Here is a 15564-nt window from a genome sequence, read left to right as displayed (position 1 = left end):
GTTAGCTGGATAGTCACCCACAACAAGAGGAATTCCGCATGAGCACATCGAAGGGGACTGCGCTGGTGACCGGCGCATCGTCAGGTATTGGGCTGTTTATGCCGCTCGACTTGCCGAGCGTGGCCACGATCTGATCCTCGTGGCCCGCCGGCTTGAGCGTCTCGAAGAGCTGGCCGTGCAACTGCGCAACGACTACGGCCGAACTGTTCAGGTCGTCACTGCCGACCTCGCAAACGAGCAGGACGTGTCTCAAGTCGAAGCCCTGGTCGGCAGCGCCACTGATCTGCGCGTACTGGTCAATTGCGCAGGCCTGGGTGCACTGGGCATGACCACCAGCATTGATCCAGCGATGGTGGACAACATGCTCAAGGTCAACGTCGTGGCGCTGACTCGCCTTTCGCTGGCAGCCGCACGGCGTTTCGCTCCAGCGAAAGAAGGAACAATCATTAACATCGGATCGGTCGTCGCCTTCATGCCTGTCCCGGGTGCGGGCGGATATAGCGGTTCGAAGCCTATGTTCTCAACTTCTCCAGGTCACTCCAGGCAGAACTCGCTCAGAGCAATGTCACAGTTCAGGTGGTGATGCCTGGCCCCGTGCGATCCGAGTTCTTCGGTGACAAGCCAGCACCGTTCCCGGAGCAACTGTTTATCTCTGCGCAAGCGCTGGTTGATGCCGCTTTGAACGCGCTCGACCAAGGGAAGTCGTGTGCTTCCCGACGCTCCACGATATCTCTGTCTGGCAGAACGCTGAGATGGCTCGGGGCGGTCTCGTCAAAGCGCTCAGCCAGCACGGCACACCTGCCGAGCGTTACACCAGATAATCAACCGCATGAACCACCTGGCGTTTCGCGTCGGGATTCAGAAAATAAAAAAGGAGAAGAATCATGCCGCTCTGGAAGGTCTATCACCCTGAGGAAGCGTTCTCGTCCGAGGACAAACAAGCCATCTCTCAGCGCATCACAAGCATCTATCATATGCTGCCGCCGTTTTATGTCGGGGTCGTCTTCGAGGCAATACCGAAGTCGTCGTTCTACATCGGCGGCGAACCCGCTGACGATTTTGTCCGAATCTCGGTGGACCACATCGCTCGCCAGTTCAACGACGAAGAGATCAAGCAACGATTCCTCAATGCGGTTGCAAAACTGCTGGCACCCTTCATCGCTGAACGTGGACTGCGGTGGGAGATGCACGTAGACGAAACGCCGTTCAGTCTGTGGACGGTTGGAGGGTATCGCCCGCCGCTGCCGGGGACTCCTGATGAGATCCGCTGGCGCAGCGAGAATCGGCCATCACCCTTGCAGTCCTGAGCCATGCCACCGACCCACACAGAAAATCCGTGGGTCGGTGGCATTACCGACCATGCCCCGCTAGCAGTCCGAACAACGGCTGCCGCCGCTCAAGGCTTGCTCGCAGATCTGGCTGAGCACAAGCCGCGGCATTGGTCTGTTCACGGCATTCAGCATGCTTGCTCAAGCACGTGCAAAAGATCAACGAACTGGCCTGTCAGCTTGTGATGCCTGTCGAGGTGAATCAAAGGTTGGCAGCGCTCATGAGATTCACGCATCTTGACCGAGCTGCCGAGATACACCGGAAGGATCGGCAATCCTTCCTCGATAAGTTCCTCGACCAGATTGCGGTGGAAGCCAGTGGTGCTCAAGTACTGATTGATGACGATCCCTTCAACGACCAATGACTCATTATGGTCAGCCTGAAGCTCTGCCACCTGTGCCAGAACCTGGTACAACGCCTGCCGAGCGAAAGTGTCGCAATCAAATGGAATCAAAACCGCGTCGGCGGCAATCAGCGCACTGAACGCATAGAAATTCATTGCCGGAGGCGTATCGATGTAAATCCGGTCGTAGTCCTGGGAAATGTCGTCCAGCAGCCTACGCAGCTTGTTTATCTTGAACTTCGCTTCCAGCTTGGGCTGCAGGTCGGCAAGCTCGCCGCTGGCAGTGATGAGGTGAAGATTGTCGTAGGGGGTCTCAACGATCTGAGCGCGGCTTTTTTTGGCGGCCGGCCCTGAAGACAGCGTCTGCTTGAAAAAATCCGCAATGCCCACCGGGATATTATCCCCGGTCAGGCCTGTGAGGTAGTAAGTGGAATTGGCTTGGGCATCCAGATCGACAACGAGCGTCCGGTAGCCTTCCATCGCGCTTACAGCAGCCAGATTGCACACAATGCTCGACTTGCCTACTCCACCTTTTTGATTGAAAACAACACGACGCATTCAATGCCCTTCCTGTGGCAAAAGATTTCAGTGTATCGATTTCCTGCGAATCCATTGCGGCAACTTGATGATTTTATATTGCACTACCCGTGTGCAATGGCTACAGCGAACAAAAGCTCTGCTACCCTCTGCAAACCCCACTCACAAGCGAGGACGATGATGTCTTTTGTCGACGATTTCGTGGCCAAGATCATCTCCCTGGAAGTCTCCCTCTATCACTCCCGCGCTCGGCTTCAAGCCAATAGCGACAGCGAAGCCCTGCATGATCTGGGGATCGCGGTTCGCAAAATTCGAAGCCTTTTGCGTCCGCTGCGCAACATGCCTGAGGTTGCAGCGTTGAATCAGGCAGCATCTGAAGTCGGCAGACTGACTACCCCAACGAGAGATCTGGAGGTCATCATTGATGAACTGCAGAAAACGGGCTATCCGCGCCAGGCGATGAGCCGAAACGCAACCCTGACAGAACAGTATCGGAAGATCGCCGTTAGCCCAGTGCTCGACAAACTGTTTGGCGAACTGGATCGATGGCCAGAGTTGTTCAGGACTGCCGAGAGAGCCGGCGAGCTGACTGATGTCAAAAGACAGATTCAGAAAGCCCTGAAGAAAAGAATCAATCAACTGATTGCCGGGCTTCGGGACAAGCATTTTGACCGGCACGAGCTGAGGATCAGCGTGAAAAATGCGCGATATCTCACCGATGCTTTTCCAGCCTCGTCACCACTCAAGAATAAATCCAGAGCTGAACTGAAGTCGGTACAGGCCTCTCTCGGCTCATGGCACGATCATCATCAATGGTGCCTGCGGGTCGAGTCTGAACGTGATCTGCTCGAAATCGCACCCTACTGGCAAGTCGCGTCGGAGCAGGCGCTGGCCGACGCCGAGCTGAAATTGGCATCGCTGCTATATCACCTGGAGAAGGACATGGCGAAGTTTAAAGGCTGACATTAAATAGCCTTGAAAGGCCTGTTTTAGAGCCTCCGATACATTTTAAATCAACTGAAAAGTGCGATACCCTCCGCCGCATCAAGAGCAAAGGGTTTGCAGATGAAGATCAAATTGAAGCAAATGAGCAAGGAAACGGTTGCAAGGTCTGGCTTGGCGAAACTGCTATTTCGTTCCCTAACCTGGACGACGCTAAAGCCTACATTGCCCAGCTCGAAGAGCGGATAGAGGCGGCCTCGCATACATTTGCCGAGGAAGCTGGCAATTCGCAGGTTAGATAGGCTGCTCGTTCAGAGGTAGCCCTTGAGGTCAGTCTGCTTAGGCCCCCGGCGAGTGCTTCACCCAGCCGCCGACATCCATGGGTCGAGTCACCACGGCGGTATTCGACGACTCCTGCGGCAATCTGATCCAGATTGCTCAAAAGCATTGAAACTGTGGCGGCTGGAAGGTCGCCTTCGCGGGGGAGTGTCAGATATTTTGTGTGCGGGCCGGTAACGGCCTGCCGTCAGGCAAGCCCTCATTTCACCAGTTTGACCTGGTAAATCGATCTCCATAAAGAATCGCAAATTGATTCATGGCTGTCTTCCAGTCGTGCGCCGCGCTGCCCCAATTGGCAGTGATGTTTTGCAGTGCCAGCCAAATCAGCTTTGTTGCCGCATCGTCAGTCGGGAAGTGGCCTCTTGTCTTGATGATCTTGCGCAGCTGAGCATTGATGCTCTCGATGGCATTGGTGGTGTAGATCACTTTTCTGATGCCAGGCGGGAAGACGAAAAACGGGATGACTCGATCCCAGGCGCGTCTCCAAGCGGCTACGACTGTGGGGTACTGCTTGCCCCAAGGCCCGGTTTCGAATGCGTCCAGCGCTTGCTCGGCAGCTTCTACATTAAGCGCTTGGTAAATCGGCTTGAGGGCTTTGGCCAATTCACGGCGCTTGTCCCAGGCGGCGTAATCAAGACTGTTGCGGATCAGATGCACAATGCAGGTCTGCAAGGTCGCTGTCGGATACACCGCGCTCAAGGCTTCTGGCATGCCTTTGAGGCCATCGGTCACCGCGATTAGCACATCTTCGACGCCTCGGGTTTTGAGGTCGTTGAAGACCTTCATCCAGAACTTGGCCCCCTCAGTGTTCTCAATCCAAATGCCCAAGATATCTCGGGTGCCGTCTGGCAGTACCCCTAACGCCAGGTAAATGGCCTTGTTGCGAACCAGCCCTTCCTCACGGATTTTGACCCGCAGAGCATCGAAGAAAATCACCGGATACATCGGCTCAAGTGGGCGTTGCTGCCAGGCAGCAACTTCCTCTAAGACCGCGTCGGTGACCGAGCTGATGAAATCATGGGAAACGTCAGTCCCGTACTGCTCCGAAAGGAATGCCCGGATCTCGCGAACGGTCATGCCACGGGCGTACATGGCAATGATCTTGTCATCGAAACCCGTAAAACGACGCTCGTGTTTGGGAATCAGGATCGGCGCAAAGCTGCCGTCGCGATCCCTCGGGATGTCCAGCCGCAGCGGGCCATCGTCGGTCAACACGGTCTTGCCGCTTGTGCCGTTGCGCTGGTTACTCGTCTCTTCAGGGCGCTGTGCGCCCTGAAGATAGCCAAGGTGGTGACCCAGTTCGGCGCCAAGGGCTCGTTCAATCAGCGCCTTTTTGAACGCCATCGCGGCGTCCTGAATCGCCTCGGCGCTCATTGGACCTTTGACGAACTGATCAATCAGCTCCTTCGGGATCGAAGGAAGCTCGGGTTTGGCCTCCGAGGCCGTTTTCTTCTTGGTCGGCATACATGCTCCTTTTCAACATGTTATGCCCGAACACAAAATTTCTGACAGTCTCCTTCGCGGGCAAGCCTCGCTCCTACAGGGTAGGTGAAACGACGCGGATCTGTAGGAGCGAGGCTTGCCCGCGAAGAGGCCCTACCAGTCAACAAAAAATCCGGATCAGACCGCATCGTTAATAAACTGCCCCAAAGATCCCGCTGCACGAAGGAAGGCTTTCAACCCACTGCCTCTGCCCCTTCACCTCACACCGGCGAAATCGTCGCCAGCACACCAATCAAAATAGTCAGCACCAGAAAGCCACCCAGAAAAATCGCCATCTTGCCCATAAGGCCCCCTGCATATTGAGTTTGCGGTGCACCGCTGCCATGGCCGCGGAACTTGCCGTTATTGTGCGGCGCAAACTGAGTGCATTACAGAGGCAGAAAGCGATGAAAAATACGGATCAGATGAAAAACTGAGCATGAAAAAGCCCGCTGACCGATAACGGTTCAGCGGGCCTCTTGTTACGCAGGACGTTGAATCAACGCCCTCGCCTATTCCTGTGGATCTACGTGATCCAGCACGCGATTCACCGACAACTCCGCGAGCGCAATCATCTGCTGAATACCCAAGGCCAGATTGCATTTCGGACCTTCGAGAATAAACGCCAGCTCACTGGCCATGACACTGGCCGAGGCTAGGGTTTCACAGGCGTGGACCAGGAGGGTTTCGTTGTTGACGTCGGGGGCGATGGTGAAGATGGGGTTGGGGCGGCGTTCGGCTGTGGCCGGTTTCGGAGGTGGGGATATTGGATCGTTATCGGTATTGCCGTCTGCGTCCGGGGGATTCGGAGTGACCTTGAACATTGTGAAGCTCCGTCTGTGAAGTGAGCATCTCCCTTTTCGCTACCACGCAAAATAGGGAGACGACTGTACACGGGGTGGTAGACCGGTCACAGAACAACCCGGCAGGCCGAAGCCTCCCATGCACAGCCGCCACAAAGCAGCCAGCAAAAAAACGCCCTGCGGCGTTCTGGGTCTGTGAAAAAGCCGGGCTACCACACCCGATCGCTGAATTGGCAGCGACGGCGGGAAGGTTAGCGAGAGGGCCCGCCAAGCGCAAGCCCGGAGGGTGCGCGTTATCGTTGACGTCCATCGCGAGCAGGCTCGCTCCTACAATTGGATTGAGGTACATCAGTAAGAAATTGGTCGGCTATGAGGCCGCCTTCGCGAGCAAGCCCGCTCCCACAGGTAAGCGACCTTACAGAGGATGGTGTACACCCGCTCCTCACCACTCAACAGGCCGAGCGTTAGCTCGCCTGCCGCTTTTGATTTTGATCCACCCGCCCCTTCGGTAGGCTGAGTGGAGGTGTTCATCCGGGGACTGGCGCGCAGCGCCGTTCGACGCAGTCGAACACATCGCATGTAGGTGCCAGCGAAGCCAACCGGAGGGCGATGCCCCCGGATGGATACCGGAGCGAAGGAACGCCGAGCCTTGGCGAGGGGCCGGACGCTCGGGGCGAGCCTTTTTTGCTTACTTTTTTTTGGCGTTTGAAAAAAAGTGAGTCGCCGTAAGGGCGAAACCGCCAGTGGCCGTTACCGCAGGAATGGATATGTACTCGGTCAAAAGAATTCAGGTCGGCTATGAGGCCGCCTTCGCTGGCAAGCCAGCTCCTACAGGCGCCGGTGATCTCATGAAATTCATATACCCCACCAACGAAAAAGCCCACTCAACCGTCACCGGTTCAGCGGGCTTTCTTTTCTGCGGATCAGCTAACCCGAGCACCTCACCTCAACGGTGAGACACCCAAATCACAACGCCATATCAGCCGCAGCATTCTCTTTCACAGGCTTGGCTTTTTCAGCCGGAGCAGCCGGAGCCACAACCTGACCAATCACCGGCGGCGCAGGCAGTTCCAGCACCTTGGCGGTGTAGGCCCACTCTTCAGCCACTTTCACCGGATCATTGTTCAGCTGGGTGCCGTAGCTCGGCACGATCTGGTGCAGCTTCTCTTGCCAGGCAGGCGTTGCAACCTTGTCCTTGAACACCTTCTGGATCACGGAAAGCATGATCGGTGCCGCGGTCGAAGCACCAGGCGATGCGCCCAGCAGGCCGGCGATGGTGCCGTCCGCAGAAGCGACGATTTCGGTGCCAAGTTTCAGCACGCCACCGGCAGCTTCATCACGCTTGATGATCTGCACGCGCTGGCCCGCTTGCCACAGGCGCCAGTCTTCGGCTTTGGCGTTCGGGAAGTATTCTTTCAGGGCGTTGAGGCGGTCTTCGTCAGACAGCATCAGCTGACCGGCAAGGTACTCGACCAGCGGGTATTCCTTGACGCCAACTCGGGTCATCGGCCACACGTTGTGCGTGGTGGTGGTGGTCAGCAGGTCCAAGTACGAGCCTTCCTTGAGGAACTTGGTGCTGAAGGTCGCGAATGGGCCAAACAGGATTACGCGCTTGCCATCCAGCACGCGGGTGTCCAGGTGCGGAACCGACATTGGCGGTGCACCAACGGAGGCTTTGCCGTAGGCCTTGGCCAGGTGTTGCTCGGCGATGGCCGGGTTATCGGTCACCAGGAACGAGCCGCCTACCGGGAAGCCTGCGTATTCCTGCGCTTCAGGAATGCCCGATTTTTGCAGCAGATGCAGGGCACCGCCGCCGGCGCCGATGAACACGAACTTGGCGTCGGTCTCGGTTTTGCTGCCGTCTTTCAGATTTTTGTAGCTGACGCGCCAGCTGCCGTCTTTGTTCTTGGTGATGTCCTGTACTTCACTGGACAATTTCAAGTCGAATTTCGGTGTGGTTTGCAGGTGCGCGACGAACTGGCGGGTGATTTCGCCAAAGTTCATGTCGGTGCCCAGCGGGCTCCAGGTGGCCGCGATTTTCTGGTTCGGGTCACGCCCTTCCATCATCAGCGGAACCCACTTCTTGATCACAGCCGGGTCTTCGGAGTACTGCATGCCGGCGAACAGCGGGCTCGCTTGCAGGGCTTCGTAGCGCTTTTTCAGGAACTTGATGTTGTCATCGCCCCACACAAAGCTCATGTGCGGAGTGGAATTGATGAACGAACGCGGGTTTTTCAGCACGCCTTGCTGAACCTGCCACGCCCAGAACTGGCGGGAGACCTGGAAGGCTTCGTTGATTTCAACGGCTTTGGGGATCGAGACCTTGCCGTTCTCGTCTTCCGGCGTGTAGTTCAGCTCAGCGAGGGCGGAGTGACCGGTACCGGCGTTGTTCCAGCCGTTGGAGCTTTCCAGGGCGACGCCGTCGAGACGCTCGATCATTTCCATCGAGGTGCCGGGTTCCAGCTCATTGAGCCACACACCCAGGGTCGCGCTCATGATGCCGCCGCCGATCAGCAGCACGTCGACTTTCTTGGCTTCTTCGGCCTGGGCTGTCGTCATCCCCAACGACAAGGCCAGCCCCAGCAGGGCCGTGTTTACTTTCTTAAACATCTGTAGCACCTATGATAAAACGTCATCCGCCCTTCAATCCTTACTCACGAGTCCTTTGATTCACGGCATTCAGGCAAATGTCGCGGGGTCTCGCATACAAAAATCGCGGGGTGGGCACACAAGGCCGACTGACTGCATCGACCCCAGTTATATGTCCCTACTGAACTGACTTCTTATCTTTTTGGCTTCAGCTACTTGAGCGACAGTGATTCTGTTCACCGGCCTTAAAGGCAGGAAAACTGAATAGGTCAAAGCAAGTTAGTGCAAAGAATATCACGACATGGCAAACCCGCGCGTCTGTTCACGACTGCATGGTCCGGGCAGTCGCGCCTGGTCTTCTATACTGAGGCTGGTTTTCCAGTAGAGCGTGTGAGGAGAAGCCATGAGCGACAAAGACGATCTGCGCAAATATTCCTCAGAAGTGGTCGACGGCGTCGAAGCAGCGCCTGCCCGGGCCATGCTGCGTGCCGTGGGCTTTACCGATGAAGACTTCAGCAAACCGCAAATCGGCATTGCCTCTACCTGGGCGATGGTCACGCCCTGCAACATGCACATCGACAAGCTAGCCATCGAAGCCGAAAAAGGCGCGAATGCCGCCGGTGCCAAAGGGGTGATTTTCAACACCATCACCATTTCCGACGGCATCGCCAACGGCACCGAAGGCATGAAGTATTCGCTGGTGTCGCGGGAGGTGATTGCCGACTCCATCGAGACGGTGGTCGGGTGCGAAGGCTTCGACGGGCTGGTGACCTTGGGTGGTTGCGACAAGAACATGCCGGGCTGCCTGATCGGCATGGCGCGGCTCAATCGCCCGTCGATCTTCGTGTATGGCGGCACTATCCGCCCGGGTGCCGGCCACACCGACATCATTTCCGTGTTCGAGGCCGTGGGCCAGCACGCGCGCGGTGATATCAGCGAGATTCAGGTCAAGCAGATCGAGGAAGTGGCGATTCCCGGCCCCGGTTCCTGCGGCGGCATGTACACCGCCAACACCATGGCCTCGGCCATCGAAGCACTGGGCATGAGTTTGCCCGGTTCCAGCTCTCAGGAAGCGGTCGGCAGCGATAAGGCGTCGGATAGTTTCCGCGCCGGGCAGCAGGTCATGGAGCTGCTCAAGCTCGATCTCAAGCCCCGCGACATCATGACCCGCAAGGCCTTTGAAAATGCGATTCGCGTGGTGATCGCCCTCGCCGGCTCGACCAATGCCGTGTTGCATCTGCTGGCCATGGCGCACGCGGTGGATGTCGAACTGACCCTGGATGACTTCGTCGAGCTGGGCAAAATATCCCCGGTGGTGGCCGACCTGCGTCCCAGCGGCAAATACATGATGAGCGAACTGGTAGCAATCGGCGGCATCCAGCCCTTGATGAAGCGCATGTTGGCAGCCGGCATGCTGCACGGTGATGTGCTGACCGTCACCGGCAAGACCCTCGCGCAAAACCTCGAGAGCGTGCCCGACTACCCCGCCGGCCAGGACGTGATCCTGCCCTTCGATCGGCCAATCAAAAAGGACTCGCACCTGGTGGTGCTGCGCGGCAACCTCTCGCCAACCGGCGCGGTGGCCAAGATCACTGGCAAGGAAGGCTTACGCTTTGAAGGCACGGCCCGGGTCTACCACGGCGAGGAAGGCGCACTGGCCGGCATCCTCAACGGCGAAGTGCAGCCCGGCGAGGTGATCGTGATTCGCTACGAAGGGCCCAAGGGCGGGCCGGGCATGCGCGAAATGCTCTCGCCGACTTCGGCGGTGATGGGCAAAGGCTTGGGCAAGGACGTTGCGCTGATCACCGACGGCCGTTTCTCTGGTGGCTCCCATGGTTTTGTGGTGGGGCATATCACGCCGGAAGCCTTTGATGGCGGGCCGATTGCGCTGATTGAAAATGGCGACCGGATCACCATCGATGCTGAAACGCGGCAGATCACGGTGGATGTGTCTGATGCTGAATTGGCCGAGCGCAAGTCCCGTTGGGTGCGCCCGGAATCGAAGTACAAACGCGGGGTGCTGGCGAAGTATGCGAAGACGGTTTCGAGCGCCTCTGAGGGTGCTGTGACGGACAAATACCTGTAGGAGCTGGCTTGTCGGATCGCCGCATCGCAGCGAAGGCGTCCTCTAGATCGATGCAAAATCCTATGGCCCCTTCGCCAGCAAGCCGGCTCCACGGCCATGCCTTGTCGACCTACGCCACCCCCGCCTCCATGCTGGTCACCGCCTTCGCGCGTACTTTGCTGGATGCGCGACACCATGGTGGCGATTTCCTGGGTGGAGGCGCTGGTGCGTCCGGCCTTCCTTGTAGGAGCGAGCCTGCTCGCGAAAAGCGTCCAGATAACGCGTACATTCAGGCAGGGCGCATTATCATTGACGTCCATCGCGAGCAAGCTCGGCTCCTACAGGATTTGCAGTGGGCCGTAGCTATGAGGCCACCCCGACTTCCACCCTGCCCTCATTCAACCGTACCGGCCACACCCGCAGACGCTGCTGCGGATACTCCAGGCAACTACCGTCCTCCAATCGAAAGTGCTGCTTGTAGATAGGCGAAGCCACCACCAGATCACCCTTGATGCTACCCACCAGGCCACGGCCAATCACATTGGCCCCCGACTGCGGGTCGTGGTTGTCGATGGCGTAGAGGTTTCTTCCTTCCACGCCCGGCAGGTAGAACAGCGCCACTTGCGCGCCGTCCAGCCACACCACCACGCCAGAGTCGTTGACCAGATCCTGCTGGCTGCACACCGATTGCCAGACCGCAGAGTTCTGTGCAGGCAAACCGGTTTCAACGCGTTGGGTATTGGACTGATTCATCAGACACGCTCCTCGGTGACAGGGATAAGGTTGAGTTCGGCGGCCATGATCGGGCGCCGTTGACCGCGTTCCTGGACAAAGTGGATGTCCGGATCCGGGCGTTTGTCGTTGACGAAGGTGCGGAAGCGCTTGAGTTTTTCCGGGTCCTTGAGGGCGTTGGCCCACTCGCATTCATAACGATTGACCACCAGTTGCATCTGCGACTCGAGCTCAACGCCAAGGCCCAGGCTGTCGTGGATGATCACATCCTTGAGGAAATCCAGACCGCCCTCCAGGCTTTCGCGCCACACCGAGGTGCGCTGCAATTTGTCGGCAGTGCGGATGTAGAACATAAGGAAGCGATCGATGTAGCGGATCAGCGTTGCGTCATCCAGATCGGTGGCGAACAGCTCGGCGTGACGCGGGCGCATGCCGCCGTTGCCGGCAATGTAGAGGTTCCAGCCCTTTTCGGTGGCGATCACGCCGACGTCCTTGCTTTGCGCCTCGGCGCATTCACGGGTGCAACCGGACACCGCGAACTTGAGCTTGTGCGGCGAACGCAGGCCCTTGTAGCGGTCTTCGAGGGTCAGCGCCATTTGCACGCTGTCCTGCACGCCGTATCGGCACCAGGTGCTGCCGACGCAGGACTTCACCGTGCGGGTCGATTTGCCGTAGGCGTGGCCGGTTTCGAAACCCGCTTCGATCAACTCGCCCCAGATGTCCGGCAATTGATGCAATTGCGCTCCGAACAGGTCGATCCGCTGGCCGCCGGTGATTTTGGTGTAGAGATCGTATTTCTTCGCCACCACACCGATGGCGATCAGCTTATCGGCAGTGATCTCGCCACCAGGGATGCGCGGCACCACCGAGTAGGTGCCGTTTTTCTGCATGTTGGCCATGAATGTGTCGTTGGTGTCCTGCAACGGCACCAGCGACGGGTCCATGATCGGCTGGTTCCAGCACGAGGCCAGGATCGAACCTACGGCCGGCTTGCACACGTCACAACCGGTGTGGCCACGGCCATGCTTGGCCAGCAGTTCTTCGAAGCTGATCACCCCTTCTACCCGCACTAGCGCATACAGCTCCTGACGGGTGTAGGCGAAATGTTCGCACAGGCTTTTATCGACGCTGACCCCACGGGCAATCAGTTCATGTTCGAAGACTTGCTTGAGCAACCCGGCGCAACCGCCGCAACCGGTGCAGGCCTTGGTCTGTGACTTGAGCAGGCCGAGGTCGGTGCAGCCACCGTCAATGGCCGAGCAGATGGAGCCCTTGGTCACGTTGTGGCACGAGCAGACCGTGGCCGATTCCGGCAAGGCGCCAGGGCCGAGGGTTGGCGCGCCTTCGGACGACGGCAGGATCAAAGCGGCCGGTTCGGACGGCAAGGCAATCGCGTTCTGCATGTATTGCAGCAGCGTGTCGTAATAGCTGTTGTCGCCGATCAGCACGGCACCGAGCACGTGCTTGCCGGTGGCGTCCACCACCAGGCGCCGATAGCTGGCCGTCGTTTCGTCGATGAACTGATAGCTGCGCGCGCCCGGCGTGTTGGCGTGGGCATCGCCGATGGAACCGACATCAACTCCCAACAGTTTGAGTTTGGTCGACATGTCAGCGCCCTGAAACGGCTCGGCGACGTCGTCACACAAGCGTGCCGCGACGCTGCGCGCCATTTGGTAGCCGGGGGCAACCAGGCCGAACAGACTGCCGTTCCATGAAGCGCATTCACCGATGGCGTAGATGTTCGGGTCGCAGCTCAGGCAGGTATCGTCGATCACCACGCCACCGCGCGGGCCGATCTGCAGTTCACAATGACGGGCCAACGCATCCTGGGCACGGATACCGGCAGAGAACACCACCAGATCGGTTTCAAGGAATTCGTCGTTGGCGAAATTCATGCGGTAGCGATACTGCTCGCCGCTGGTGATCGATTGCGTGGCGCGGGACAGGTGCACGCCAACGCCCAGCCGTTCGATCTGCGCCTTTAGCGCCAGGCCACCCAAGTCATCGAGTTGCACCGGCATCAGGCGCGGCGCGAATTCCACCACATGGGCTTCAAGGCCCAGGCTCTTCAAGGCGTTGGCGGCTTCAAGGCCGAGCAAGCCACCGCCGACCACCACACCGCGTCGCGCATTGGCCGCTGCCGCACGAATGGCGTCGAGGTCTTCCAGGGTGCGATAGACCAGACGCGAATCGCCTGCCGCGCCTTCAATCGGCGGCACAAACGGGTAGGAGCCGGTGGCCATGACCAATTTGTCGTAGGGCACGCAACCTTGCGCGGTAATCAGCTGACGCCGCACGCGGTCAATTTCCAGCACTGGCACACCCAGGTGCAGCGTGACGCCGGGCGTCTGATACAGCGAGGCGTCACTCAGCGCCAGCGATTCGGCATCGCGACCGGAAAAATACTCGGACAGATGCACACGGTCATAAGCGCGCATCGGCTCCTCGCTGAAAACGTGCAAACGATAACGGTCCAGGGCTCCGCGCTCGATCAACTGCTCGACACAATGATGTCCGACCATGCCATTGCCGATCACGACCAGCGTTTGCAGTTTGTTCAAAGTGGCTACATTGGAATTCATAAACGACACCTGCCCATGCCCATCACGGTTCAAAAAGCAAAAAAAAACGCCTGAAACCTTGCGGTTCCAGGCGTCTTTGCCTGTTCTTTTGCGGTGTTGAAACCAGACGGCCATGCCTGATCCACCGATATTGCCCACGACCTGTGCGGTTGATCGATCGTCGTTGACCGAGAGGGCTGCCCATCGTTCTGGATGGGCTTAAAGGATCATTGCAGGGTTTGTGCCAGTCGATAGCCAGGGTTGAAGAAATGGCTTGGGGACCACAGTTCAAGCGGGGTTAAGACGAATATCTGATTTACAGAAGCGTAAGTGCTGACAGCGTAAAGCTATAGAAAATCGCTACGCACTGGTGCAAGGGGTCAGTCTTCGCGCTTTATATAAGTGCATGTAGCGCTTTTCTGTAGGAGCGAGCCTGCTCGCGAAAAACCCAAGGGCGCCGCTGGGCACATGGTTCCCCGCGTAATCGTTCACGACCTTCGCGAGCAGGCTCGCTCCTACAAAAAGCATGGCGTTCAGCAGCACCGCGCGCCTGCTTTGTATTTTCGTGGATTCAAGCCCCCGCGACCTTTTGGCGCAGGACCGGCGGGCGATCGATTAAGCGCTACAGGGCAACAGTTTGTTAACATCCCCGCGCTTTTTCCCGTCTGAACTGTCAGGCACTGTGTTTTTTTGTGGCTACACAGGAAGCTTTTTTCCATGAGTAAGTTGTATACCCGTCGCACGGTCCTGGGCGGCATGAGCCTGCTGAGCCTTGGCCTGCTCGCCGGCTGCGATGGCAGCAGCAAGCTGTCGTTCAAGTACGGCAAGGATCTGAGCGACAAGATCATGGGGCGTAACTTCAAGCTCAAGGACGCCGAGGGCGAAACCCGGATGTTGGGCAGCTACCGGGGACTGATGCCGATGATCTTCTTCGGCTTCACCCAATGCCCGGCCGTCTGCCCGACGACGCTGGCGCGTGCGGCCCAGGCGAAGAAACTGATGGGCCGCGATGGCGAGCGCCTGCAAGTAATCTTCATCACCCTGGACCCCGAACGCGATGCACCGCAAATGCTCGACAAATACGTCAAAGCCTTCGATCCGAGCTTTGAGGCGCTGTCCGGCACCCTGGAAGAAACCGCCGCTACTGCCAAGGAGTTCGGCGTATTCTTCGAAAAGGTTCCGAGCGGCGACACCTACACCCTCTCCCATACCGCGACCAGCTACGTGTTCGACTCCCGGGGCAATTTGCGCCTTGGCCTGTCCGCGTCCCTTACCGCTCAAGAGTGCGCAGAAGACCTGCTCACCGTCATGGAGGTCTGCTGATGACTTCGTTGTACACAACACGCGTTAAACAAATTGCCCTGGGCCTTTCCCTGATCGGCCTGGCGTGGCAAGTGTCCGCGCAAACCCAGGTCAATGACGCCTGGGTCCGCGCTACGGTGGCCGGCCAGCCTTCGACCGGTGCCTTCATGACCCTGCAAGCCGACACTGACAGCAAGCTGCTCAGCGTGCAGTCGCCGGTCGCGAAGACGGTGCAAATCCACCAGATGAGCATGAAAGACGATGTGATGCGTATGGGTCAGGTCGAGTCCGTGGCGCTGCCGGCCGGCAAAGCGGTGAGCTTCGACCCCCATGGCTACCACATCATGTTGATGGACCTGACGGCCCAGGTTGCAGAAGGCAGCAAAGTGCCCCTGACCCTGACCGTGGAAAACGCCAAGGGCGAGAAAGAGACGATTCAGGTTGAGGCCCAAGCGCGTTCGCTGGGCACGATGGATCACAGCAGCATGGACCACAGCAAGATGGATCACAGCAAGATGCAATGATGGTCTGACGGCCTCG

At 58.2% G+C, this 15564-nt stretch carries 12 protein-coding genes and 1 pseudogene; 7 read left to right on the top strand and 6 right to left on the bottom strand.

All coding sequences use genetic code 11. From position 1 onward, the window contains the following. Positions 1 to 139: 139 nt before the first annotated feature. A complete protein-coding gene (locus CES87_RS32665; RefSeq protein WP_218196345.1) occupies positions 140 to 583 on the top strand; it encodes an SDR family oxidoreductase in 444 nt (147 codons plus the stop codon). Between the two features lie 301 nt (positions 584 to 884). Next, positions 885 to 1307, top strand: a complete 423-nt coding sequence (locus tag CES87_RS19560) for a tautomerase family protein (protein ID WP_128607408.1) — start codon at positions 885 to 887, stop codon at positions 1305 to 1307. Positions 1308 to 1456: 149 nt separating this feature from the next. On the opposite strand, the gene CES87_RS19555 is transcribed toward CES87_RS19560, so the two are convergent. Beyond that, a complete protein-coding gene (locus CES87_RS19555; protein WP_128607407.1) occupies positions 1457 to 2230 on the bottom strand; it encodes a ParA family protein in 774 nt (257 codons plus the stop codon). A gap of 156 nt (positions 2231 to 2386) precedes the next feature. On the opposite strand from CES87_RS19555, the gene CES87_RS19550 reads away from it, so the two are divergent. Continuing rightward, a complete protein-coding gene (locus CES87_RS19550; RefSeq protein ID WP_178081453.1) occupies positions 2387 to 3172 on the top strand; it encodes a CHAD domain-containing protein in 786 nt (261 codons plus the stop codon). Between the two features lie 322 nt (positions 3173 to 3494). Continuing rightward, positions 3495 to 3602, top strand: a pseudogene (locus CES87_RS19545) (VOC family protein); the annotation flags it as partial. A gap of 92 nt (positions 3603 to 3694) precedes the next feature. Here CES87_RS19545 and CES87_RS19540 read toward each other — a convergent pair. From CES87_RS19540 to mqo, 3 genes are all read right to left on the bottom strand, one after another. Next, the gene (locus CES87_RS19540) at positions 3695 to 4954 is read right to left on the bottom strand and encodes an IS256 family transposase (RefSeq protein WP_128606128.1); all 1260 of its coding nucleotides are present in this window, start codon (positions 4952 to 4954) and stop codon (positions 3695 to 3697) included. 530 nt (positions 4955 to 5484) lie between these two features. Beyond that, positions 5485 to 5796, bottom strand: a complete 312-nt coding sequence (locus CES87_RS19535) for a DUF6124 family protein (protein ID WP_128607405.1) — start codon at positions 5794 to 5796, stop codon at positions 5485 to 5487. Between the two features lie 945 nt (positions 5797 to 6741). After that, positions 6742 to 8385, bottom strand: coding sequence for a malate dehydrogenase (quinone) (mqo, locus tag CES87_RS19530; RefSeq protein ID WP_128607404.1), 1644 nt, complete (start codon positions 8383 to 8385; stop codon positions 6742 to 6744). A 382-nt stretch (positions 8386 to 8767) separates the two neighbouring features. Here mqo and ilvD point away from each other — a divergent pair, with 382 nt between their 5' ends. Then, complete coding sequence (ilvD, locus tag CES87_RS19525; protein ID WP_128607403.1) at positions 8768 to 10450, top strand: dihydroxy-acid dehydratase; 1683 nt, start codon at positions 8768 to 8770, stop codon at positions 10448 to 10450. A 342-nt stretch (positions 10451 to 10792) separates the two neighbouring features. Here the strand turns inward: ilvD and nirD are convergent, their stop codons facing one another. Both nirD and nirB read right to left on the bottom strand, forming a co-directional pair. After that, positions 10793 to 11182, bottom strand: coding sequence for a nitrite reductase small subunit NirD (gene nirD / locus CES87_RS19520; RefSeq protein ID WP_128607402.1), 390 nt, complete (start codon positions 11180 to 11182; stop codon positions 10793 to 10795). Then, a complete protein-coding gene (nirB, locus tag CES87_RS19515; RefSeq protein WP_128607401.1) occupies positions 11182 to 13743 on the bottom strand; it encodes a nitrite reductase large subunit NirB in 2562 nt (853 codons plus the stop codon). Before nirB ends, nirD begins: the two co-directional genes overlap by 1 nt. Before the next feature lie 696 nt (positions 13744 to 14439). On the opposite strand from nirB, the gene CES87_RS19505 reads away from it, so the two are divergent. Continuing rightward, positions 14440 to 15045: an SCO family protein gene (locus CES87_RS19505; protein WP_128607399.1), complete on the top strand. Its 606-nt coding sequence runs from the start codon at positions 14440 to 14442 to the stop codon at positions 15043 to 15045. After that, positions 15045 to 15548: a copper chaperone PCu(A)C gene (locus CES87_RS19500; protein ID WP_128607398.1), complete on the top strand. Its 504-nt coding sequence runs from the start codon at positions 15045 to 15047 to the stop codon at positions 15546 to 15548. Before CES87_RS19505 ends, CES87_RS19500 begins: the two co-directional genes overlap by 1 nt. The last annotated feature ends 16 nt before the right edge of the window (positions 15549 to 15564 follow it).

Origin of the sequence: Pseudomonas sp. ERMR1:02 (assembly GCF_002277815.1) — a bacterium.
GTDB lineage: Bacteria > Pseudomonadota > Gammaproteobacteria > Pseudomonadales > Pseudomonadaceae > Aquipseudomonas.
Note: the sequence above shows the minus strand (reverse complement) of the source record. Positions and strands in the feature narration are given on the sequence as shown.